Below are 20,938 nucleotides of genomic sequence, written 5' to 3' on the forward strand. Positions count from 1 at the left end.
CACGTCACCAGACCGTCGACGCGCAGAGCCTGCCACGCGAAAGGGCGCCCCGATTGTCCACCCCGCTGCTGGTCCAGGCCCTGGCCGCGCTGAGCGCCCCCGCGCTGGCCGGCGCCACCGCCCTCGGGCTGAGGGCCCGGCGGGACCGCGCGGGCGCCGCGGCCGGGGCACAGCGGCTGCGCGAGCGGATCGCCGAACTGGAGTACCGCTGCGCCGAGTTGGAGCGCACCGCCTCCTGTGACCCGCTCACCGGCGTGTGGAACTACCGCCACCTGCAGCTCACCCTGGACCGGGAGATCGAACGGGCCCGCCGCGCCGAGCACGCCGACCAGGCCGACGGCCCCCGCCCGCTGGCCGTGCTGATGCTGGAGATCAGCGGCTTCGACGCGGTCATCGCCGAGCACGGCCGCGGCCGGGCCAACGCGATACTGCGCGACCTCGCCCAGCGCCTCGCGATGGAGATCCGCCGGGCCGACACCCTGGGCCGCTACAGCGGCGAGGAGTTCCTGGTGGTGCTGCCCGACACCGGCGCCGAGGGCGCCGCGCAGGTCGCCGCCCGGCTGGTCTGGTCGGTCCGCCGCCACCTGCTGCTCGACTGGTCCTCCGGGACGCGCGAGTCCCGCCCGGCGCACGGCAACGGCCTCACCGCCGCCGCCGGGGTCGCCGTCCTGCCCGAGGACGGCGCGCACGCCGCCGTCCTGCTGCGCGCGGCCGACGCGGCCCTCGCCGAAGCCCGGGCGGCGGGCGGCGACTGCTGGCGGATCTCGTCACGCCGTGGCGACCGGACGTCCACCGGGGTTCGCGAAACGGTCACTTCCGGTACGGAGTACGGTCCGACAGCCGAACGTGACCGTTCGGAAAAGCCGGGTAGTCTGTCGGCCTGTGCCGGAGGGGACCCCCTCGCCCAGCCGGTCCCTTCCCATACACCAGCCACTGTGGCCGTGCCCCGTGACGTGCTGTCCTAGCCGTCCGACCGCGCTCGGCCGGGCGAAAATGTGCCTGAGTAAGGTAAACGCATGACGACGACCAACTCCCGAGTTCCGGTAACCAAGGCCGTGGTACCCGCGGCCGGACTGGGCACCCGCTTCCTTCCGGCGACCAAGGCCACCCCGAAGGAGATGCTGCCCGTCGTCGACAAGCCGGCCATCCAGTACGTCGTCGAGGAGGCCTCCAGCGCGGGCCTGTCCGACATACTGATGGTCACCGGCCGGAACAAGCGCGCCCTTGAGGACCACTTCGACCGCGCCTACGAGCTGGAGGAGCTCCTCGCGCGCAAGGGCGACCAGCAGCGCCTCGCCCGGGTCCGGGAGTCCGTCGAGCTGGCCAACATGCACTACGTCCGCCAGGGCGACCCCAAGGGCCTCGGCCACGCCGTCTCGGTCGCCGAGCAGCACGTCGCCGGCCAGCCCTTCGCCGTCCTGCTGGGCGACGACCTGATCGACCCGCGCGACCCGCTGCTCTCCCGGATGATCGAGGTCCAGCAGGAGCTCGGCGGCTCGGTCGTCGCCCTCATGGAGGTCGACCCCTCGCAGATCCACCTCTACGGTTGCGCCGCCGTGAAGGCCAACGGCTTCGGCGAGGACGTCTTCCAGGTGACCGACCTGGTCGAGAAGCCCGAGCCCGGCGAGGCCCCCTCGAACTACGCCGTCATCGGCCGCTACGTCCTCGACCCGCTGGTCTTCGACGTGCTGCGCGAGACCCCGCCCGGCCGCGGCGGCGAGATCCAGCTCACCGACGCCCTGCGCGAGCTCACCACCCGTGATCCGGCCGACGGCGGCCAGGTGCACGGCGTGCTGTTCAAGGGCCGCCGCTACGACACCGGCGACCGCGCCGACTACCTGCGCGCTATCGTCCGTCTGGCCGCCGAGCGCGATGACCTGGGCCCGGAGTTCCGCTCCTGGCTGCGGGAGTTCGTCGGCTCCGAGATGCAGGACTGACACGACAGAGAGCGAGTCGCCGATGACCGGGTCCACCGAGCACAGCACCACGTCCGCAGCCTGCTGCGACGCCGGAACGGACCCGGCACCGGCGGCCCCCCGCCTCTGGACGGTGGACGAGCACCTCGCCGACGTGCTCGCCGCCGTCGGCCCGCTGCCCGCGATCGAGCTCCGACTGCTCGACGCCCGGGGCTGCCGGCTGGAGGAGGACGTGGTCGCCGACGGCGACCTGCCGCCCTTCGACAACAGCTCGATGGACGGCTACGCCGTCCGCACCGCCGACACCGAGGGCGCCACCGACGCCTACCCGTCGGTGCTCTCGGTGGTCGGCGACATCGCGGCCGGCGCGGGCGAGCTGCCGAAGGTCGGCCCCGGCCAGGCCGCCAGGATCATGACCGGCGCCCCGCTCCCGCCCGGCGCCCGGGCGGTCGCCCCGGTCGAGTGGACCGACGGCGGCACCGGCACCGGAGTGGCCGCCGCCGCGATGACCGCGCCGGTCCCGGACGAGGAGGTCCGCGTCCTGCGCCCGGTCGCCGAGGGCGCGCACATCCGCCGCCGCGGCAGCGACGTCGCGGCCGGCTCGAAGGTCCTGGAAGCCGGCACCAGGCTCGGCCCTACCCAGCTCGGCCTGCTCGCCGCGATCGGCCGGGCCGCCGTGAAGGTCCGCCCGCGCCCCCGGGTCGTGGTGCTGTCCACCGGCAGCGAGCTGGTCCAGCCCGGCGAGCCGGTCGGGCCCGGGCAGATCGCCGACTCCAACAGCTTCACCCTCACCGCCGCCGCCCAGGAGGCCGGCGCCATCGCCTTCCGGGTCGGCGCCGTCCCGGACGACGCCGACCGGCTGCGCGCCGTCCTGGAGGAGCAGCTCGGCCGGGCCGACCTGATCGTCACCAGCGGCGGGGTCAGCGTCGGTGCGTACGACGTGGTCAAGGAGGTCCTGGAGGCCCACGGCGGAGTCGACTTCCGCAAGCTGCGGATGCAGCCCGGCAAGCCGCAGGGCTTCGGCCGGATCGGGGGCGCCGACGGGGTCCCGCTGCTCGCCCTGCCCGGCAACCCGGTGAGCGCCTACATCTCCTTCGAACTCTTCGTCCGCCCGGTCATCCGCACCATGCTCGGCGCCCCCGACGTGCACCGCCCGGTCGTCCGCGCGCTCTGCCCGGTGGCGCTGCGCTCCCCGGCCGGCCGCCGGCAGTTCCTGCGCGGCCGCTACTCGGCGGCGGACGGCACCGTCGAGCCGGTCGGCGGTGCCGGGTCGCACCTGGTCGGCGCGCTGGCCCGGGCCGACTGCCTGATCACCGTCCCCGAGGACGCCACCGAGCTGCCCGCCGGCAGCGCGGTGGACGTGGTGCTGCTGGACTCCTGAGCGGCCCGGCGCGGCCCGCCCGCGCCGACCGCCGACACCGGGTCCTGAGCGCCCGGCGCGCCGGGGGAGTTGTACGGTAGCGCGGTACTTCGACCTGCGCGCCCCTGGAGCCACCCGTGACGACACCTCCCCCCGGCGACCGCCTCACCCACGTCGACGACCAGGGCGCGGCCCGCATGGTCGACGTCTCCGAGAAGGCCACCACCGCGCGCACCGCCGTCGCGGCCGGGCGGGTGAGGGTCTCCCCGAAGGTGGTCGAGCTGCTGCGCGGCGAGGGCGTGCCCAAGGGCGACGCCCTCGCGGTGGCCCGGATCGCCGGGATCATGGGCGCCAAGAGGACCCCGGACCTGGTCCCGCTCTGCCACCCGATCGCCGTCTCCGGCGTCAAGGTCGACCTGGCCGTCGTGGACGACGCGGTGGAGATCACCGCCACCGTGCGGACCGCCGACCGCACCGGCGTCGAGATGGAGGCGCTGACCGCCGTCGCGGTGGCCGGGCTGACCGTCATCGACATGGTCAAGGCCGTGGACAAGGGCGCCGCCATCGAGTCCGTCCGGGTCCTCAGCAAGACCGGCGGCAAGAGCGGCGACTGGTTCGCGCCGGAGGTCGACGCGTGAGGGCGCTCGCCGTCACGGTCTCCAACCGCGCCTCGGCCGGGGTCTACGCGGACAAGGGCGGCCCGCTGCTGGTGGCCGGCCTGACCGCGATGGGCTTCACCGTCGACGGCCCCCGGGTCGTCCCGGACGGCGAGCCGGTGGAGGCCGCGCTGCGCGAGGCCGTCGCGGCCGGCTACGACGTCGTGCTGACCACCGGCGGCACCGGGATCTCACCGATGGACCTCACCCCCGAGATGACCGCCCGGGTGATCGACCGCCAGGTCCCCGGCATCGCCGAGGCCATCCGTGCGTACGGGCGGGAGAAGGTGCCGACCTCGGCGCTCTCCCGCGGGCTCGCCGGGCTCGCCGGACGTACCCTGATCGTCAACCTGCCGGGCTCGACCGGCGGCGTCAAGGACGGCCTGGCCGTGCTGGAGCCGCTGCTCGCCCACGCCGTCGACCAGCTCGGCGGCGGGGACCACCCCCGGCCCGACGCCCCGGCACCCGGGGCTCCAGCATCCAGGAGAGGGCACTGAACGCCGGCTGGCCGGTAGAACTCCACGAGGGGGACGTCGCGCTGCGCCCGATCCGGGCCCGCGACCAGCGGGACTGGCAGGAGGTGAGCCGCCGCAACCGGGACTGGCTGCGGCGGTGGGAGGCCACCGTGCCGCCCGGCCCGGCGGGCCGGGTCGCCGGGCCCCGCCCGACGTACCGGCAGATGGTCCGCTTCCTGCGCGGCGAGGCCTCGGCCGGCCGGATGCTGCCCTTCGTGGTGCTCCACGAGGGCCGACTGGTGGGCCAGTTGACCGTCGGCGGGATCACCTGGGGCTCGATGTGCTCGGCGAACATCGGGTACTGGGTCGACGAGGCGGTGGCCGGCCAGGGCATCATCCCGACCGCCGTGGCGCTCTCGGTGAACCACTGCTTCCGCACGCTCGGACTGCACCGGATCGAGGTCTGCATCCGGCCGGAGAACGGCCCGAGCCGCCGCGTGGTGGAAAAGCTGGGCTTCCGCTCGGAGGGAATCCGCCCGCGCTATCTCCACATCGACGGCGACTGGCGCGACCACCTGGTCTACGCGCTGACCGACGAGGAGGTCCCCGAGGGGATGCTGGAACGCTGGCGGGCGCTCAGCTCCGGTCGCGGAGCAAGTAATTGAATATATGTTCGAACGAAATATCGATATGGCATCGACCCGGTAGCGGACCGTCACAAATGCCGGCAAAATAGTCGGAGAATCAGCTTGATCACACGACACGCCGCGTCAAATTGCTGCCAGGCCTTCCCCGCCGCCCGTACGGTGTGAATCGTGAGCAGTAGCGGCCTTATCTACGCCGTCATCGTAGGGGCCTGGGCCGCCTATCTGGTGCCGATGTGGCTCCGCAGGCAGGACGAACTCAACGAGGCGCGCCCGACGGAACGCTTCAGCACCGCCATCCGCCTGCTGGCCGGGCGTTCGGCGCTGGAGCGGCGGGCAGCCCGGGCCCTGGGCGACGAACCGCGTGACGACGAGCACAGCAACGACGGCCCTCCCGAGCGGGACGGGGCCGCCCCCGGCGACCCCGCGGCGCGGGAGCCCGAACCCCCGGCGGAGCGCCCGGCCGAACGGCCCGCCCCCGCCCCGGCGCCCGCCCCGGCGCCGAGGGGCGGGGTCGAGCGCCGGGCACGGCTGCTCGCCCGCCGGCGCCGGATGGTCACCGCCCTCTTCCTCTCCTTCGCGCTCGGCGCGGTGGTCGCGGCGGTGGCCGGACTGGCCTTCCTCTGGGTGCCGGCCGTCCCGGCGGCCCTCCTGACCCTCTACATCGGCCACCTGCGCCGGCTGGAGCGCCAGCGGTACGAGGTGAAGCTCGACCGGGTCCGGGCCGCGCAGGCGGCCGAGCGGCTGCGCAAGCGCGAGCAACAGCGCGCCCAGGCCCCGGCGGCCGACGCCGTCGCGGTCGAGGCGCCCGCGGCGGAGTCGGCCCCGGCCGGGCCCGCCGAGGTGCGCGCCGCGCGCCGCCCGCACCTGCGGCTGGCCGCCGACCCCGAGGAGGCGACCGTCTCGGTGCCCTCCGCCTCCGCGGTGGCCGAGGCGACCGAGCACGAGGAGTGGGTCGACGGCATGCGCGAGCGCGGTGCGGCCGGCCCGGACTCCTGGGAGCCGGTGCCCGTCCCGCTGCCGACCTACGTCACCGCGCCGGTCGCGCCCCGGGTCTCCCGCGGCCTCGACCTGTCGGCCCCCGGCACCTGGACCGCGGGCCGCCCGGCCGAGTCCCGCACCACCCCGCTGTTCGACCAGTACGCCGAGCCGCAGGCCCCCGAGGCCCGCCCCCGCGCGGCCAACGAATGACCCGGGCCGCCCCCCGGCCCGCACCGCGGCCGGGGGGTGGTCACGGACCCCCTCCGAAAGGTGCTAGAGTTTCTTCTCGTTGGGGCTGTGGCGCAGTCCGGTAGCGCACCTCGTTCGCATCGAGGGGGTCAGGGGTTCGAATCCCCTCAGCTCCACCCAACGGACCGGCTCCGGCCGGTCCACCGAAATCCCGCCGGGAGGCAACTCCCGGCGGGATTTCGCGTTTTCTGACGCCGACTCGGTTCCGTCGGCCCCGGAGGTGTTCCGCGGGCTCGCCGTGGCCGGGATCACAACACCTTCCGGGCACGGTTTCTGACGCGGTTCGGGCCTCAGGGGGGTCGGTTATGGTGGGTGGGCCCAGACGCTGACGACGGAACGATCTGGTCTATCTCAACGGGGTGCCATCGCGGTGCGCGAGTTCGGTCTGACACGGCGGGTGCGGCAGTCCGGCCCGGACGAGCCCGGCGGCACCCCGGCGACCGGAAGATCGAATTCCCGGATCCTCGCGGCCTCCTGCGTGGCGGCGGTGTCACTGGCGGTGTTCGCCCTCTTCCGGCACACCCACGGCGCCACCATGGTCGACATGCTGGTCTACCGGGCAGAGGGCCAGGCCGTCGTCCGGGGCGAGGACCTGTACGCGATGCGGCTGCCCGGCTGGGACCTGCCGGCCACCTACCCGCCGTTCGCCGCGATGCTCTTCGTGCCGAGCACCTGGTTCGACGTGAGCATCCTGCGCGTCCTGGTGATGCTCCTCAACTACGCGTTGCTCGCCCTGGCCGTGCACCTGTCGCTGAAGCTGGCCGGGTGGGCGAAGCAGCACCGCACCGCCGTGGTGATCCTGGCGACCGGCCTGGGCATCTGGCTGGAGCCGGTCTTCACCACCTTCCAGTACGGCCAGGTCAACCTCGGCATCCTCTGCCTGGTCCTGTGGGACCTGACCCGCTCGGACCGGAACCGGTTCAAGGGCGTGGGCATCGGCCTGGCCACCGCCATCAAGATCACCCCCGGCCTGTTCGCCGTCTACCTCTTCCTGACCGGCCGGGTCCGGGCCGCGCTGGTCTCGGCCGGCACGTTCCTGGCGGCCGGCCTGATCGGCTGGGCCCTGCTGCCCGACGCCTCGTACGGGTTCTGGACCACGTACCTCTGGGACCCGAGCCGGGTCGGCGTGACCGTCCTCGTGGACAACCAGTCGCTGCGCGGCGCCGTCTGCCGGCTGCTCGACGTCAACGACCCCGGCCTGGTCGGGCTGATCGCCTCCGCGCTGGTCGGCGCCCTCGGGCTCGCCGTGGCGGTGCTCGCCGGGCGCTCCGCGCGGGTGCTGCGCCGGGCCGACGCCTGGGGCGCGGTCTGCGCCGCGTTCACCGCGCTGCTGGTCTCCCCGATCAGCTGGACCCACCACTGGGTCTGGTGCATCCCGCTCATCGCCCTGCTGGTGGTCGAGGCTCGGACCAGGGCGCGGCAGGTCCTGCTCGGCGTGACCCTGCTCGTGTTCCTCTCCCACATCATGTGGACGGTGCCGCACCGCTGGGGCCGCGGGGTCGACTGGTACTGGCAGCTGCCCGGCGCGATCTACCCGCCGATGGGGATCGCCGTCCTGGCCGTCGTCGGGGTCCGGGTGTACCGCGCCCGGAAGCAGGCCGCGGACGCCACCGGCGGCGGTTCCCGGGCGCTCCCGGCCACCGAGCCGGACCGCGATCCCGCGCTGACGAACCGGACCTGACGGACCGGACCGACGGACCCAGACCGGACGGATCAGACCTGACGTGACCACCCAGACCAGCCGGACCGCTCCCGCTCCCGCCCCGCCCGCCGCCGCTCCCGCCGTCCGCGGCGCCGCCACGGCCCTCCTGCGCGGCCCGGCCCGGCGCACCGCGCTGCTCACCGCGCTCTGCTTCGCGGTGATGTGCGCCATCGGCCTGCAGGGCTGGACGTCCGTCTCGCTCGGCGGCTTCGACCTCGGCATCTTCGACCAGGGCGTGCGCGGCTACGCCCACTTCGGGCTGCCCGTCTCGTCGCTGAAGAGCTACCACCACGAGTTCCCGCCAGGCTTCTCGCTGCTCGGCGACCACTTCTCGCCGGTCCTGGCCCTGCTCGCGCCGCTGTACTGGATCTGGGACGACCCGCGCTCGCTGATCATCGGGCAGTCGCTGCTCCTCGCGGCCGGGGTGCCGCTGATCCGGCGGATCGCCGCGCACGCCTTCGCCGCCGCCCCGCCGCGCACCGCCCGGCGGGCCGCCGACCTGGCGGGCCTGGTCCACGCGCTCGGCTGGCCGCTGCTGGTCGCCGCCCGGGTCGGCTTCCACGAGGTCGCCTTCGCGGTGCCGCTGACCCTGCTGATGCTGGAACGCGGCCTGGCGCGCCGGTACGGCACGGTGGTGCTCGCCGCCGCCCTGCTGTGCTGCACCAAGGAGGACCTCGGCCTGATGGTCGGGGCGTACGGGCTGGTGCTGCTGCTGCGCACCCGCCGCACCGAGGACCGGGCGGGCCGTTTCACCGGCCTCGGGCTGCTGCTGGGCGGGCCGGTCGCCTCGGCCGTCGCCATCACCTGGCTGATACCGGCGATGGGCGGGGAACCGGGCTACTACTGGAACTACGGCTCGCTCGGCACGGACGGCGGCGACGCGCTGCGCAACCTGCTGCACGACCCGTTCCTGCTGGTGCAGGCGGCCTTCGACCAGCCGCTCAAGCCGTTGCTGCTGCTTTGGCTGTTCGGCACCACGCTGCTGCTGCCGCTGCGCTCGGCGACCGTGCTGTGCGCGCTGCCGCTCCTGGCCGAGCGGATCCTCTCCAGCAACCCCAACCACTGGTCGATCGCCCGGCACTACGACTCGATGCTCTGGCCGGTCCTGCTCACCGCCGGGATCGAGGTGCTGGGCCGGCTGAGCGCGGCCGGGCGGCCCGCGCGGACCGTCCGGCGGGCGCGGCTGCTGGGACTCGGAGCGGCCGGGATCGCGCTGGTGGCCGCCGTCCCGATCGGGCTGGTGCAGCTGGCGGTGCCGTCCTCCTGGTCGGCCAAGCCGAGCGAGGCCGCGCTGGTGCGGGCGGCCGCCCTGATCCCGGACGGGGCGTCGGTCGAGGCGGACAACCAGATCGCGCCGCGGCTCACCGCCCGGACGGACGTGGTGCTGGTGGACGGCACACCGCGCGGGCGCGAGTACGTGCTCACCCGGTCGAACAAGCGCTCCTTCCCGTTCGCCACGGACACCGAGCAGGCCCAGCGGATCCGGCTGCTGCTGGACCACGGCTACCGGCAGCTCTGGGCCGAGGACGGGGTGGTCCTGCTGCACCGCGAGAGCGGCGAGCCGGTGCCCGGCGAGCACGTGCCGGGGCCGGGCAGCAAGCCGGTCCAGGACGTGGTCCCGTCCGACGTGGGGCACGACCTCTTCCGGGGCTGACACCGGACCCCGGAGAAACGGCCGAGGGCCGGCCGGAGCATCGCTCCGGCCGGCCCTCGCGCCGTGCGGGGACCCGTCAGGGGCGGTCGGCGTACGAGCCGCTGTGGTGCGAGCCCTGGGGCGGGACGGCGCCGTGGTGGCCGGGCCGCCGCCCGTGCGGGTGACGGGTCAGGTGGTAGCCGAGGACGCCCGCCAGCGCGGCCAGGAAGCCGCCGCCGATCGTCCAGTACCAGCGGCTGTTCCAGCCGGAGAACCAGCCGGTGTACCAGTGCTCCTCCTCCGCGACCGGGGCGGCCGCCTTGGCGGTGCTCGCGCCGCCGCCGGCCGGCGGGACCAGCGGGGCCTTCAGCTCCCCGCCCTCCGGCTGGGCGTTGTCCGAGTCGCCCTTGGCGGCGACGTGCAGCCGGACGGAGGAGGCCAGGCCGAGGTCCGGCTGCGGGACGTCGGTGACCGACAGCCGCACGTAGTAGGTGCCGGGCAGCGGGTCTCCGGACCACGGCTCGGCCCAGGTGCGGACCTCGCGCAGGGTGCAGTCGAGCGCCAGCATGGCGGTGCCCTGGTCGGCGGTGGCGTTCTGGGTGCCCGCGGTGCAGGCCTGGCGGCGGCGCAGCCCGTCGAAGACCTCGACGGACCAGGTCTGCGGGCCGTGCCGGTCGTTCGCGGGAGCCAGGTTGACGCTCAGGCTGACCGTCGGGGTCTGCCCCTCGGAGGCGCCGAACGCCCAGTACAGGTAGTCACCGGTGGAGACGGCGACGTTGGCGTCCTGGTTGGGGGAGAGGTTGACCGCGGTCAGGAACGAGGTGCCGGCCTTGGTGGCCGGGGCCGGGGTGCCGCTCGCGCTGGCCGAGGGGGACGGCGCGGCCGAGGCGGCCGGCGCGCCCAGGGCGAGGGCGGGCAGCAGGGCGAGGGCGGCGAAGGCGCCGCGGATCATCGTACGCATGGTCAGTTCTCCCGCCAGATGGCGATCCGCCACCGTGCGATCCAGCCGAACAGCAGACCGCAGACCAGGCCCGCGAGGGTGAGGGTGAGCAGCAGGATCCAGCCGCGGCCGAGGCCCATCGCGGCGCCCTCGGGGGCGGGCGAGGAGGAGGCCAGGTCCACGGTCAGCTCCAGCGGCAGGCCGGGGTCGGCCTGCACGCCGGCCTGCGGGGCCAGCGAGTTGCTGACGACCAGGCAGACGGCGGTCTCCGGCTTCTCCTTCGGGTCCTTCGAGGCGGAACCCGGGCTCGCGGTGACGTAGCCCTTGGAGTCGGCGGTGGACCAGCGCAGGCCGGTGGAGATCACGTCGGTGCGGCTGCTGCCGGCGTCGGTGCCGCGGACCAGCTCCTGGCCGGCGGCGCTGGTGGCCTGCAGCAGGACGCCGTAGTCCCGGGCCACCGGGCGGTCCAGCGCGACGCTGACCGAGGCGCGCAGCTCCTGGCCGGCCTTGACCGGGACCTTGTAGACGCGGTGCTCGGAGAACTTCTCGCGGTCGGTGTAGACGCCCGGGGCGAGCACCGGGGCGCTCTCGCACTTGTCGGTGCCGGAGGTCTTGACCGGCGTCACCGTGTAGGTGTCGTTGGAGCGGTCGACCAGCTGCTTCACCTTGTCGGTGAGCTGCTCCTGGGTGCGCACGTCGGTGTAGGTGCCGCCGGTCGCGTTGGCGATGCAGAGCAGCTGCTGGCGGGTCTTGTCGTCGTGGGCCAGGCCGAGGGTGTCGACCACCAGGTGGATGCCCTGGGAGGCGAGTTCGCGGGCGACGTCACAGGGGTCGGGCGGGGTGCAGGTGTCCTCGCCGTCGGTGATCAGCACCACCCGGCGGGTGGTCTCGCCCTTGCCGAGGTCCTGGGCGGCGCCGCGCAGGGCCAGGCCGATCGGGGTCCAGCCGGTGGGCCGCAGGGTGGCGACGGCGGTCTTCGCCTCGACCTTGTTGGTCTTGCCGACCGGGAACAGCTGCTTGGTGTCCTGGCAGCCCTGGACCTTGTCGTTGCCGGGGTAGGTCGCGCCCAGGGTGCGGATGCCGAACTCGGTCTCCGCGGGCAGCGCGTCGATCACCTCGTTCAGCGACTGCTGGGCCACCGAGATGCGGCTCTTGCCCTGGATGTCGGTGGCGGTCATGGAGCCGCTGACGTCCAGGATCAGGTCGACCCGGGGGGCCTCCTTGGGGGCGGGGGCGCCGGCTGATGGTTCGTCGGCGTGGGCGGGCAGGCCGAGGAGCAGCGAGGCGCCCGTTATCGCCAGGGCGCCCAGCAGGCTGCCGAGCCTGGTCTGTGGTCGTCGTCCGGTAGTCACCCGGCCGATCCTAGGGATCATCAGTTCGCCATGGCGAAACGGGACCGGATCGTACACCCACCGACTCCGGTACGACCTCCGGCGTGACCTCGGGCGTGAACTCCGGCGCGCGGCAGCGCAGTCCGGGCTCACGGCGGCCTTACGCGTCGTGGATAGCCTTCTGGGTCGGTGGACGGATCGGGGGGTCGCATGGAGCTGACGGCGGTCGGGAAGCGGTACGGGCGCGGCGGGCGGTGGATCCTGCGCGGGGTCGATCTGTCCGCCGGCCCCGGGGAGTTGGTGCGGATCGCGGGTGCGAACGGGAGCGGCAAGTCGACGCTGCTGCGGCTGGCCGCCGGGATCGAACGGCCGAGCGCGGGCCGGGTGGCACGGCCCGGCACGACGGCGTACGTACCCGAACGCTTCCCGCCGGCGTTGCCGTTCGACGTCGTCTCGTACCTGGTGCGGGTCGGCCGGGTGCACGGCCTGTCGGCGGATCGGGCACGGCGGCGGGCGGGGGAGTGGCTGGACCGGTTCGGCATCGCGGACCGGGCGGGCACCCCGCTGAGCCGGCTGTCCAAGGGCACCTGCCAGAAGGTCGCGGTCGCCCAGGCGCTGCTGGCCGAGGCCCGGGTGCTGCTGCTGGACGAGGCCTGGACCGGCCTGGACCCGCAGGCCCGGGCGGTGCTGGACGAAGCGGCCGCCGAACGGGCGGCGGCGGGCGGCACGGTGCTGTTCGTCGACCACGACCCGGCCCGGCTGGAGGGACTCACCAGCGCGGCGTACCTGGTCGGCGCGGACGGCGCGCTGCGGCCCGTCGACGACGCGACGGCGGTGCCGGCGCGGGGCGGTCCGGTGATGGAGATCGAGGTGGACGTCCCGGACGGCGCCCCGCTGCCGGACCGGCTGCCGGGAGCACCGGAGCGCACCGCGCTGGCCGGGACGGCGGTGCGGCTGGCGGTGCCGGCCGCGCACTCGGACGCGCTGCTGCGCCGGCTGCTGCTGGGCCGCCCGGCGGTCCGGGTGCTGGCGGTGCGGCCGTGCGGGGAGACGGGGCCGGGGACGAGCGAGGGGGAACGGTGACGGGGCAGGTCGGCCCGCTGGCGCGGTACCACCTGGAGCTGCTGCTGCGTTCGCACGCGTGGCTGCCGCCCTTCCTGACGTACGTGCTGCTGCTGGTGATCGGGGTGGAGGCGGGGGACCCGCTGCTGGGCAGCCTCGGACTCGGCGCGGGGCTGCTGCTGCCGGTGAGCGCCTGGTGCGTCCGTGGCGCACTGGCCGCGGAGCCGCCGTCCTCGCGGGCCTGCCTGGTCGCGGCGGCGGGGCCGGCCCGGGTGCACCTCGGCGCGTTGCTGGCGGCGCTGACGGTCTCGCTGGTGCTGGCGGCCGGGCAGGTACTGGCGGTGTGGTGGACCGCCGGGCAGGTGGCGAACCGGGGCGCGACGGCGCAGCCGGAGGTCGGCTCGGCACTGCTGGCCGGGCTGCTGGCCTCGGTGGTCTGCGCGCTGCTCGGGGTGTCGGCCGGGGCGCTGGCCGACCGGCCGGTGCTGATCCGCGGGCCGTACGGCATCCCGGTGGCGCTGACGCTGGCCACGCTGCTGCTGGTGGTGCCGGTCTCGCCGGCCAACGCGGCGGTGCGCGGCCTGGTGGAGGCGGCCCGGACCGGCCGGGTCGCGGTGCCGTGGGTGCAGCTGCTGCTCGCCGTCGCGCTGCTGGCCGCCTGTTGCGCGGGCGTCGCGGCGCTGGCGGGGCGGCGGCCGGAGTGAGCGGACCGGAGCGGGCGGGCGGGGCCGGCGCCGGCGGCGGCGGTGGTGGCGGACGTGGTGGCGGGCGTGGTGGTGGCGGACGGTGACGCCTCGGACGGCCCGGGTGGCGGCCCGGCTGCGCCGCTCGCCCGCTCGGTGGTGCGGGCGGCGCTCGGCCGATGACCCCCGTGACCGCTCTGAGCTGCTGCTTTATCGGCTCAACGGTCGATGCGCCGTTTGCGAAGTGTCCGGTTTGTACATCAATATATGCCGATTTGGACAATGCGCGTACCCGGACTGTTCGTTTGCGACACTGGTGCTTTCGCCGGGTACTGTCCCATCTTTGTTCGGTTGGTCCACAATGACACCCCCTCGGGGGGATCGGGCGACCAGCCGTCAGGACACCCTCCCCCGCCCAGAAGGACCGCCGTTTTGGCCAGCAACACCCTCGGTGCGCGTCTGCTGCGACGCAAGCCCGTCTCGACCCTGATCGCGGAGAGCGAGGGGCGTGACGCCCTTCCGGCCGGCGCGCCCGAGGAGGGCGGCCGCTCCGGCATCCACCTGCGCCGCTCGATCGGCCTCTGGCAGCTGTCCTCGATCGGCATCGGCGCCACCATCGGCACCGGCATCTTCTTCGTGCTGAACACCGCGGTGCCCTCGGCCGGCCCGGCCGTCATCCTGTCCTTCGTGATCGCCGCGATCACCGCCGGACTCACCGCGCTCTGCTACGCCGAGATGGCGTCCGCGATCCCGGTCTCCGGCTCCTCGTACTCCTACGCCTACGCCACCCTCGGCGAGGGCGTGGCCTTCGGCGTCGGCATCTGCCTGCTGATGGAGTACGGCGTCTCCGCCTCCGCGATCGCGGTCAGCTGGGCGGAGTACCTGAACAAGTTCCTCGACCTGGCCTTCGGGGTCAAGATCCCCGAGGCACTGTCCGGCGCGCCCGACGGCACCCACTGGTTCAACCTGCCGGCGCTGCTGCTGGTCGCCATGGTCTGCGTCCTGCTGATCCGCGGCGTGAGCGAGTCGGTCAAGGTCAACGCGGTGATGGTCGGAATCAAGATCCTCATCCTGATCCTCTTCGTCGGCGTCGCGCTGACCGGCTTCCACTCCGGCAACCTGACCCCGTTCATGCCGCTCGGCATCGGCGGCGTGCAGGTCGCCGCCTCCAGCATCTTCTTCTCCTTCATCGGCCTGGACGCCGTGTCCACCGCCGGTGAGGAGGTCAAGAACCCGCGCCGCACCCTGCCGATGGCGATCATCATCTCGCTGGTCGTCGTCACCCTGCTCTACATCCTGGTCGCGCTCGCCGGCATCGGCGCCCAGCCCTGGAACAAGTTCGACGGCCAGGAGGCCGGCCTCGCCCAGATCCTGCAGGACATCACCGGCCAGACCTGGCCTGCGATGGTCTTCGCGATCGGCGCGATCATCTCGATCTTCAGCATCACCCTCGTGGTGATCTATGGCCAGACCCGCATCCTGTACTCGATGGGCCGCGACGGCATGCTGCCCAAGCGCTTCGCCGAACTCTCCCCGCGCACCGGCACCCCGATCTGGAACACCATCGTGGTCGGCGTCGGCGTGGGCGCGCTGGCCGCGTTCGTCCCGCTGAACGTCCTGGCCGACATCACCAGCCTCGGCACCCTCATCGCCTTCTCGGTGGTCTCGATCGGCGTGATCGTGCTGCGCCGCACCCAGCCCGACCTGCCGCGCGGCTTCCGGGTGCCCGGCTACCCGGTCGTCCCGCTGCTCAGCGTGGCCTTCTGCATCTACCTGATCACCGGCCTGCACGCCGACACCTTCCGGGCCGGCGGGATCGCCCTCGCCGTCGCCGTGGTCGTCTACTTCGGCTACAGCGTCAAGCACTCGCGGCTGGAGCAGGCCGAGCAGCCGGAGGCCGTTCCGGCCGACCGCACCGCCGACTGACCCCCAGGCGAATCCGACGTGAAGGGCCGCCGACCGACCGGACACCCGGCGGCCCTTTTCGTGCCGTCACCCGCCCAGTGCCCGACGCCATGGCGACAGGGCCGGGCCCGCACCCATAACCTTCCACCATGGTGAGCACCCGCACGCCCGGCTTCTCCCGCCCGCGCGGCCGCTTCACCGGCCGCCGCAGAACGCCGGCCCAGACCTTCGCGACCGAGACGTCGTCCGGATCAGGACGACCCCCGAGAGGCTTCTCGACCCGGCCGTTCCCCCGCCAGCGTGGCGAGAGCACGTTTCCGCCCACGCCCGATCGGCTGAATCCCGCCAAGCTCGCCGGTCTCGCCTCGATGCGGACCGTCCAACTGCTCGGCTGCCTGATCGCGGCCGGCTGGGCCGCCGCCTTCCCGCTCGTCTCCGACCTGGCCAACCAGCGGCAGTGGGGCCTGATCGCGGCCCCCGCCTACGCCCTGGCCGGACTGCTCTGCCTGACCCTGCCGCGCCGCTTCGCGGCCCGTGCCGCCGCCGCGGTGGCCCTCGTCGGCGCCGTGCTCCTGCCGCTCGGACTGCTCGCCCTGCACGGCCGCCACCAGTCCGAGGTCATGGTGGTCGAACGCTCGGCCCACCTGCTGCTCACCACCGGTGACGTCTACCTGCCGCACCCGGTGGTGGTCACCGACTACAACCCGTACCTGCCGGCGATGGCCCTGTTCGGGCTGCCGCGCCAGCTGCTCGGCGACTCCACCGCCTTCGCCCGGGTCGCCGGGGACGCCCGGATCTGGTTCGCCCTGACCTTCTTCGTCTGCCTGCTGGCCGCCTGGCGGCTGCTGCGCCCCTCCCGCCCCGGTGGCGACCCGCGCGCGCCGCTGCTTCCGCTGGCCGTCCTCACCGCCTCGCCGCTGATAGCGCTCGCCCTGGTGGTCGGCGGGGTGGACCTGCCGCTGATCGGCGTCTGCTGCCTCGCCATGGCGCTCGCCGAGCGGGACCGCACCGTCGGCGCCGGATTGGTGCTCGCCCTCGCCTGCACCCTGAAGTGGACGGCCTGGCCCGCGCTGCCCGTCGCCGTCCTGCTGCTCTGGCGGCTCTACGGCCGCCGGCCCGCTGCCCGCACCGCGCTGATCGGGACCGCGGTGAGCGTGGCGGTGACCCTGCCCTCAGTCCTGACGCAGGCGGACGCGCTGCGCGAGCAGGTGGTGCGCTTCCCGCTCGGGATGACCGCGATCCGCACCCCGGCGGGCAGCCCGCTGCCCGGCAAGGTACTGGCCGGGTTCGGGCCGACCGGGCACACCATCTCGCTCGCCCTGATGACCGTGGCCCTGGTCGGAGTGGCGATCTGGCTGCTGGCCCGGCCGCCGGTCTCCGCGATCGCCGCCGCCGACCTGCTGGCTGCCGGGCTCGCGATCGCCTTCATGCTCGCCCCGGCCGGGCGCTTCGGGTACCTGGCGCTGCCCGTGGTCCTGGTGATCTGGCCCCGGCTGGCGGCCCGGCGCTGGAGCAGCCGGCGCCCGGCCCCGCCCGGCCTGGTGCCGGACGTGCCGGAGCCCGCCCTGCCGCGAGGCTGAGCGGGCTCCGTGAGCGGGCGGGGCCGGTGCCGGGGAGGCGTCCGGGGACGGCCTCAGCGGCCGGCGGCGGCCTTCAGGATGCCGGCCACCGCCGGGCCGGCCGCGTCGACGCCGTGGCCGCCGCCCTGGACCTCGGCGGCCACCGCGATGTTGCCGCGGAACGCGGTGAACCAGCTGTTGGTGGTGGACGCGCCCTGGACCTCGGCGGAGCCGGTCTTGGCGCCCGCGTTGTCGGTGATCCCGGCCATCACCTGGCTGGCCGTGCCGCCGACGGCGGTGGCGTTCATCATCGCGCGCAGCTTGCCGGCGACGTCCGGCGAGATCTGGCGGGCCGCGGCCTGCTGCGGCAGCCCGGCGACCAGGATCGGCTGCTTGAACGCCCCGCTCTGGACGGTGGCGGTGATCGAGGCGATGGCCAGCGGGTTCATCTGGACCTTGCCCTGGCCGATGTAGTTCATGGCCTGCTCGTCCTTGCTGCCCGGCGTCGCCGGGATCTTGCCGTCGGCGTTCGGCAGGCCGGTCTTCCACTCCAGGCCGATGCCGAACACGTCCTTGGCCGTGCCGGACAGCGTCTCCGGCTTGAGGCTGGTCAGGCCCTGGTTGATGAAGGCCGTGTTGCAGGACACCATGAAGTCCTGCTGGAGCGTGTTGTTCGGGAAGGCGCCCGGGAAGTCGTTCGGGATCGCGACCGCGTTGCTGCTCTTCTCCGGGCAGGCCACCACGGTGTCCGGGTTGATCCCGGCCTCCAGCAGCGCCGCCGAGGTGACGATCTTCATCGTCGAGCCCGGCGCGAGCAGCCCGGTGAAGGCCCGGTTCTGACCGATGGAGGGCGAGTTGGCGAAGGCCAGCACCTGGCCGGTGCTCGGCTCGATCGCCACGACCGAGCCGGGCTTGCCGCCCAGGTCGGTCATCGCCTTCTCGGCGGCGGCCTGGACGGTGTTGTCGATGGTCACCTTGAACGGCTTGCCGGGCTTCGGCTCGACGATGGTGAACAGCTTGTCCGAGGGGCCCTTGCCGGCCGGGTCGTTGATCACCACGGCCTTGCCCGCGTCCTGGTCCCTGGTCGGGTCCGGCGGGAGCAGCTTCTGGGAGTTCTCCTGGACGCTGTTCATCAGCGCCGCGGTGAGCGAGGCGGCCTGCAGCTGCTTGCCGTTGCGGTCGACCACGGTGGACGGCGGGGCGAAGACCGGCTGGGTGGCGATGGTCTCGTTGCCGGACAGGTGCGGGTGGATCACCGACGGCGCCCAGTGCACGGCCGGGGTGTTGTCGCTCATCTTCACGACGCCGAGGAAGCCCTGGTAGTCCCAGGCGCGGCTGGTGCCCTCGAACTCGGCACGGGCCTTGAAGCTCATCAGCGTGCCGGTGGGCCCGGGCGCGGCGGTGGCGGACGGCGAGTCGGTGGCGCCCGGGGCGCCGGCCGACGGCGTCGCGGAGGCGCCGGCGGTGGGCTTGGCCGGGGCCGGGGTGCCGGTGGCGGCGGAGAAGACCTGCTGGGTGGTCGGACCGGTCGGGGTGAGGGTCAGCGCGCTCGGCTTCACCTGGTCCTTGAACGCGGTCAGCGCGGTGGTGGCGGCGGCCGGGTCGTCGGTCAGCGAGGCCGCCTTGGCGATGTCGCCGGCCGCCCATGCCGCCAGGAAGTCCTTCGCGCCGGCCGCCGCCTGGTCGGCCGAGGGCGGCTCGGCGACCACCGTGCGGGCCTTCGCGCCCCCGGACCCGGAGTCCGAGCCGCCCATCAGGCTGTACGCGGCGTAGCCGCCGCCCGCGAGGACGACGATGGACACGCCGGTGATGATGCCGATCTTCGCGCCACTGCGCATGGTGCAGTTCCCCCAGGGGTCTCGCGGCCGGGCGCAACCGGCCGGGGCCGGAAACGCGGTACGCCCCCCACCCTAGGCAGCCGGAATCGGTGCGCCGACGAAACGCCCGGGACTTGTGACGGATCTGGTACGTGTCGTGCACCGCATACGGACGAAACGGGGGGAGGCGGTGTGCGCCGGAGCGCGGGCGGGGCGCCCGGCGGCGGACCCGGCCGTCAGATCCAGGTGTTGAACCACATCCGGCGGCGCCAGTCGTCCAGCGGGATGGTCTGGCCGGTGAAGAGCGGGAAGAAGAACAGGAAGTTCCAGACGATCAGCAGCACCAGCAGGCCGGCCGCCGCGGAGCCGATGATCCGGCGGTCCCGGGAGGCGTCGGCGGGGCCGATCAGGGCGCCGATCAGCATCGTCACCGCGAGCACCAGGAACGGGACGAAGACCACCGCGTAGAACAGGAAGATCGTCCGCTGCTGGTAGGCGAACCAGGGCAGGTAGCCGGCGGCCAGGCCGCACAGCAGCGCGCCCGCCCGCCAGTCCCGCCGGAACGCCCAGCGCCACAGGCAGTAGACCAGCGCCACCACGGCCGTCCACCACAGCAGCGGGGTGCCGATGCCCAGCACCTCGCGGGCGCAGTCGGCGACGGTGCAGCCGGCCTGGCCCTGCTTGGGGGACTCGTAGTAGAAGGACACCGGCCGGCCCAGCACCAGCCAGGACCACGGGTTGGACTGGTAGGTGTGCGGGTCGCTCAGGTGGGTGTGGAACTCGTAGACCGTCGTGTGGTAGTGCCACAGGGCGCGCAGGCCCTCGGGTATCCACGGGAAGTCGGTGGAGCGGCCGACCGCCCAGTCCCGGCCCCAGCCGCCCTTCCCCGGGGCGATGCTGCTGGCGAACCAGCCCCACCAGGACGCGACGTAGACCGCGATCGGGACCACGACGACGGAGACGAAGGCCGGCGCCACGTCCCGGGTGAGCACCGCGCGGAACGGCTGCGGGGCACCGGCCAGGCGGCGGGCGCCGACGTCCCAGAGCGCCGTCATCAGGCCGAAGGCGGCCATCACGTACAGGCCGCTCCACTTGGTGGCGCAGGTCAGGCCGATGCACACGCCGGCCGCGATCCGGTACGGGCGCCAGCCCAGGCCCAGCCGCTGGGCGAGCTCCGGGTCCGCCACCCCGCCCAGCCGTTCGGCGAGCAGCCCCCGGGTGCGGTCGCGGTCCAGCAGCAGGAAGCCGAAGGCGGCGACGATCCAGAACATCACCACCAGGTCCAGCAGCGCGGCCCGGCTGAGCACCAGGTGCAGGCCGTCCACCGAGAGCAGCAGGCCGGCCACGCAGCCCAGCAGGGTCGAGCGGAACATCCGGCGGGCGATCCGGGCCAGCATCAGCACCGACAGGGTGCCGAGCAGGGCCACCGCGAAGCGCCAGCCGAAGGGGTTCATGCCGAACAGCTGCTCACCCGCGCCGATGATCCACTTGCCCACCGGCGGATGGACCACGTACGAGGGCGCCGCCCGGTACGGGACGGCCGCGCCGGGCGTCATGATCGTCGTGTTGGCGTCCTCCGGCCAGCTGATCTCGTAGCCGCCGTGCCAGAGCGCGTAGGCGTCCTTCGCGTAGTACGTCTCGTCGAAGATGATCGCGTGCGGCTGGCCGAGGTTCGTGAAGCGCAGGATCCCGGCGAACACCGCCACCGCGACCGGGCCCAGCCAGCCCGACCAGCGGCACAGGAAGGCCCACAGGCCCTGCGGCAGGGCGAAGCCCAGGCGCAGCAGCAGCGGCGACTGCGGCACGTCGCGCGGCGTCACCCGGGGGCCGTCCGGCATCGGCGGCACCAGGCGCTCGGCCAGCGGCACCGTCGGGCGGGCGCGGTAGCCGTGGCCGGCCAGGCGCTCGCGCCACGTGGGGGCCGCGGGGACGGCGGGGGCGGCGGATCCCGCCGGGCGGGGTGACGGCACGCCGACGCCGCCCCGCGCGGAGTGGTCCGTACCCGTGGGCGTCTGCGCCGCCGTGTCGCCGTTCATCCGCCACAT

At 74.0% G+C, this 20,938-nt stretch carries 17 protein-coding genes and 1 tRNA gene; 14 read left to right on the plus strand and 4 right to left on the minus strand.

The window, feature by feature from the left end; translation table 11 throughout:
* Positions 1-53 precede the first annotated feature (53 nt).
* The 10 genes from AB0D10_RS22760 to AB0D10_RS22805 all read left to right on the plus strand — a co-directional run bounded on the left by AB0D10_RS22760 (position 54) and on the right by AB0D10_RS22805 (position 9,617).
* The gene (locus AB0D10_RS22760) at positions 54-965 is read left to right on the plus strand and encodes a GGDEF domain-containing protein (RefSeq protein WP_360259241.1); all 912 of its coding nucleotides are present in this window, start codon (positions 54-56) and stop codon (positions 963-965) included.
* A 51-nt stretch (positions 966-1,016) separates the two neighbouring features.
* Positions 1,017-1,937 carry a UTP--glucose-1-phosphate uridylyltransferase GalU gene (gene galU / locus AB0D10_RS22765; protein WP_360259243.1) on the plus strand — a complete coding sequence of 307 codons (921 nt, stop codon included), beginning with the start codon at positions 1,017-1,019 and terminating at the stop codon, positions 1,935-1,937.
* A gap of 22 nt (positions 1,938-1,959) precedes the next feature.
* Positions 1,960-3,297, plus strand: coding sequence for a gephyrin-like molybdotransferase Glp (glp, locus tag AB0D10_RS22770; RefSeq protein ID WP_360259245.1), 1,338 nt, complete (start codon positions 1,960-1,962; stop codon positions 3,295-3,297).
* Between the two features lie 176 nt (positions 3,298-3,473).
* Entirely contained in the window at positions 3,474-3,914 is a 441-nt protein-coding gene (gene moaC / locus AB0D10_RS22775) for a cyclic pyranopterin monophosphate synthase MoaC (RefSeq protein WP_360259380.1), read from the plus strand.
* Positions 3,911-4,429 carry a MogA/MoaB family molybdenum cofactor biosynthesis protein gene (locus AB0D10_RS22780; protein ID WP_360259247.1) on the plus strand — a complete coding sequence of 173 codons (519 nt, stop codon included), beginning with the start codon at positions 3,911-3,913 and terminating at the stop codon, positions 4,427-4,429. Before moaC ends, AB0D10_RS22780 begins: the two co-directional genes overlap by 4 nt.
* Positions 4,426-5,052, plus strand: coding sequence for a GNAT family protein (locus AB0D10_RS22785; protein ID WP_360259382.1), 627 nt, complete (start codon positions 4,426-4,428; stop codon positions 5,050-5,052). Before AB0D10_RS22780 ends, AB0D10_RS22785 begins: the two co-directional genes overlap by 4 nt.
* A gap of 150 nt (positions 5,053-5,202) precedes the next feature.
* A complete protein-coding gene (locus tag AB0D10_RS22790; RefSeq protein ID WP_360259250.1) occupies positions 5,203-6,222 on the plus strand; it encodes a hypothetical protein in 1,020 nt (339 codons plus the stop codon).
* An 81-nt stretch (positions 6,223-6,303) separates the two neighbouring features.
* Positions 6,304-6,377 (plus strand) — tRNA-Ala (locus AB0D10_RS22795).
* A 254-nt stretch (positions 6,378-6,631) separates the two neighbouring features.
* Positions 6,632-7,942 (plus strand): glycosyltransferase 87 family protein, encoded by a 1,311-nt coding sequence (locus AB0D10_RS22800; RefSeq protein ID WP_360259252.1) that lies wholly within the window; start codon positions 6,632-6,634, stop codon positions 7,940-7,942.
* Positions 7,943-7,985: 43 nt separating this feature from the next.
* Positions 7,986-9,617, plus strand: coding sequence for a DUF2079 domain-containing protein (locus AB0D10_RS22805; protein ID WP_360259254.1), 1,632 nt, complete (start codon positions 7,986-7,988; stop codon positions 9,615-9,617).
* 76 nt (positions 9,618-9,693) lie between these two features.
* On the opposite strand, the gene AB0D10_RS22810 is transcribed toward AB0D10_RS22805, so the two are convergent.
* Complete coding sequence (locus tag AB0D10_RS22810) at positions 9,694-10,557, minus strand: peptidase (protein ID WP_360259256.1); 864 nt, start codon at positions 10,555-10,557, stop codon at positions 9,694-9,696.
* A 2-nt stretch (positions 10,558-10,559) separates the two neighbouring features.
* Positions 10,560-11,909, minus strand: a complete 1,350-nt coding sequence (locus tag AB0D10_RS22815) for a VWA domain-containing protein (RefSeq protein WP_360259257.1) — start codon at positions 11,907-11,909, stop codon at positions 10,560-10,562.
* Between the two features lie 168 nt (positions 11,910-12,077).
* Here AB0D10_RS22815 and AB0D10_RS22820 point away from each other — a divergent pair, with 168 nt between their 5' ends.
* The 4 genes from AB0D10_RS22820 to AB0D10_RS22835 all read left to right on the plus strand — a co-directional run bounded on the left by AB0D10_RS22820 (position 12,078) and on the right by AB0D10_RS22835 (position 17,097).
* Positions 12,078-12,950: an ABC transporter ATP-binding protein gene (locus AB0D10_RS22820; RefSeq protein WP_360259259.1), complete on the plus strand. Its 873-nt coding sequence runs from the start codon at positions 12,078-12,080 to the stop codon at positions 12,948-12,950.
* Positions 12,947-13,633, plus strand: a complete 687-nt coding sequence (locus AB0D10_RS22825) for an ABC transporter (RefSeq protein WP_360259262.1) — start codon at positions 12,947-12,949, stop codon at positions 13,631-13,633. Before AB0D10_RS22820 ends, AB0D10_RS22825 begins: the two co-directional genes overlap by 4 nt.
* Positions 13,634-14,044: 411 nt before the next feature.
* Complete coding sequence (locus AB0D10_RS22830) at positions 14,045-15,538, plus strand: amino acid permease (protein ID WP_360259264.1); 1,494 nt, start codon at positions 14,045-14,047, stop codon at positions 15,536-15,538.
* Between the two features lie 128 nt (positions 15,539-15,666).
* On the plus strand, positions 15,667-17,097 hold the full coding sequence (locus tag AB0D10_RS22835) for a glycosyltransferase family 87 protein (RefSeq protein ID WP_360259266.1): 1,431 nt from the start codon (positions 15,667-15,669) through the stop codon (positions 17,095-17,097).
* Between the two features lie 53 nt (positions 17,098-17,150).
* Here the strand turns inward: AB0D10_RS22835 and AB0D10_RS22840 are convergent, their stop codons facing one another.
* Positions 17,151-18,914, minus strand: a complete 1,764-nt coding sequence (locus AB0D10_RS22840) for a penicillin-binding transpeptidase domain-containing protein (protein WP_360259269.1) — start codon at positions 18,912-18,914, stop codon at positions 17,151-17,153.
* Between the two features lie 215 nt (positions 18,915-19,129).
* Complete coding sequence (locus tag AB0D10_RS22845) at positions 19,130-20,929, minus strand: phospholipid carrier-dependent glycosyltransferase (protein WP_360259271.1); 1,800 nt, start codon at positions 20,927-20,929, stop codon at positions 19,130-19,132.
* Positions 20,930-20,938 lie beyond the last annotated feature (9 nt).

This window comes from Kitasatospora sp. NPDC048545 (assembly GCF_040651155.1).
GTDB lineage: Bacteria > Actinomycetota > Actinomycetes > Streptomycetales > Streptomycetaceae > Kitasatospora.

Excerpts from the sequence above, each read along its gene's own strand:
- AB0D10_RS22810 (WP_360259256.1), bottom strand. The coding sequence starts at position 10,557 with ATGCGTACGATGATCCGCGGCGCCTTCGCCGCCCTCGCCCTGCTGCCC.
- moaC (WP_360259380.1), top strand. The coding sequence starts at position 3,474 with ATGGTCGACGTCTCCGAGAAGGCCACCACCGCGCGCACCGCCGTCGCG.
- AB0D10_RS22815 (WP_360259257.1), bottom strand. The coding sequence starts at position 11,909 with ATGATCCCTAGGATCGGCCGGGTGACTACCGGACGACGACCACAGACC.
- AB0D10_RS22845 (WP_360259271.1), bottom strand. The coding sequence starts at position 20,929 with ATGAACGGCGACACGGCGGCGCAGACGCCCACGGGTACGGACCACTCC.
- AB0D10_RS22840 (WP_360259269.1), bottom strand. The coding sequence starts at position 18,914 with ATGCGCAGTGGCGCGAAGATCGGCATCATCACCGGCGTGTCCATCGTC.
- AB0D10_RS22835 (WP_360259266.1), top strand. The coding sequence starts at position 15,667 with ATGGTGAGCACCCGCACGCCCGGCTTCTCCCGCCCGCGCGGCCGCTTC.
- AB0D10_RS22820 (WP_360259259.1), top strand. The coding sequence starts at position 12,078 with ATGGAGCTGACGGCGGTCGGGAAGCGGTACGGGCGCGGCGGGCGGTGG.
- galU (WP_360259243.1), top strand. The coding sequence starts at position 1,017 with ATGACGACGACCAACTCCCGAGTTCCGGTAACCAAGGCCGTGGTACCC.
- glp (WP_360259245.1), top strand. The coding sequence starts at position 1,960 with ATGACCGGGTCCACCGAGCACAGCACCACGTCCGCAGCCTGCTGCGAC.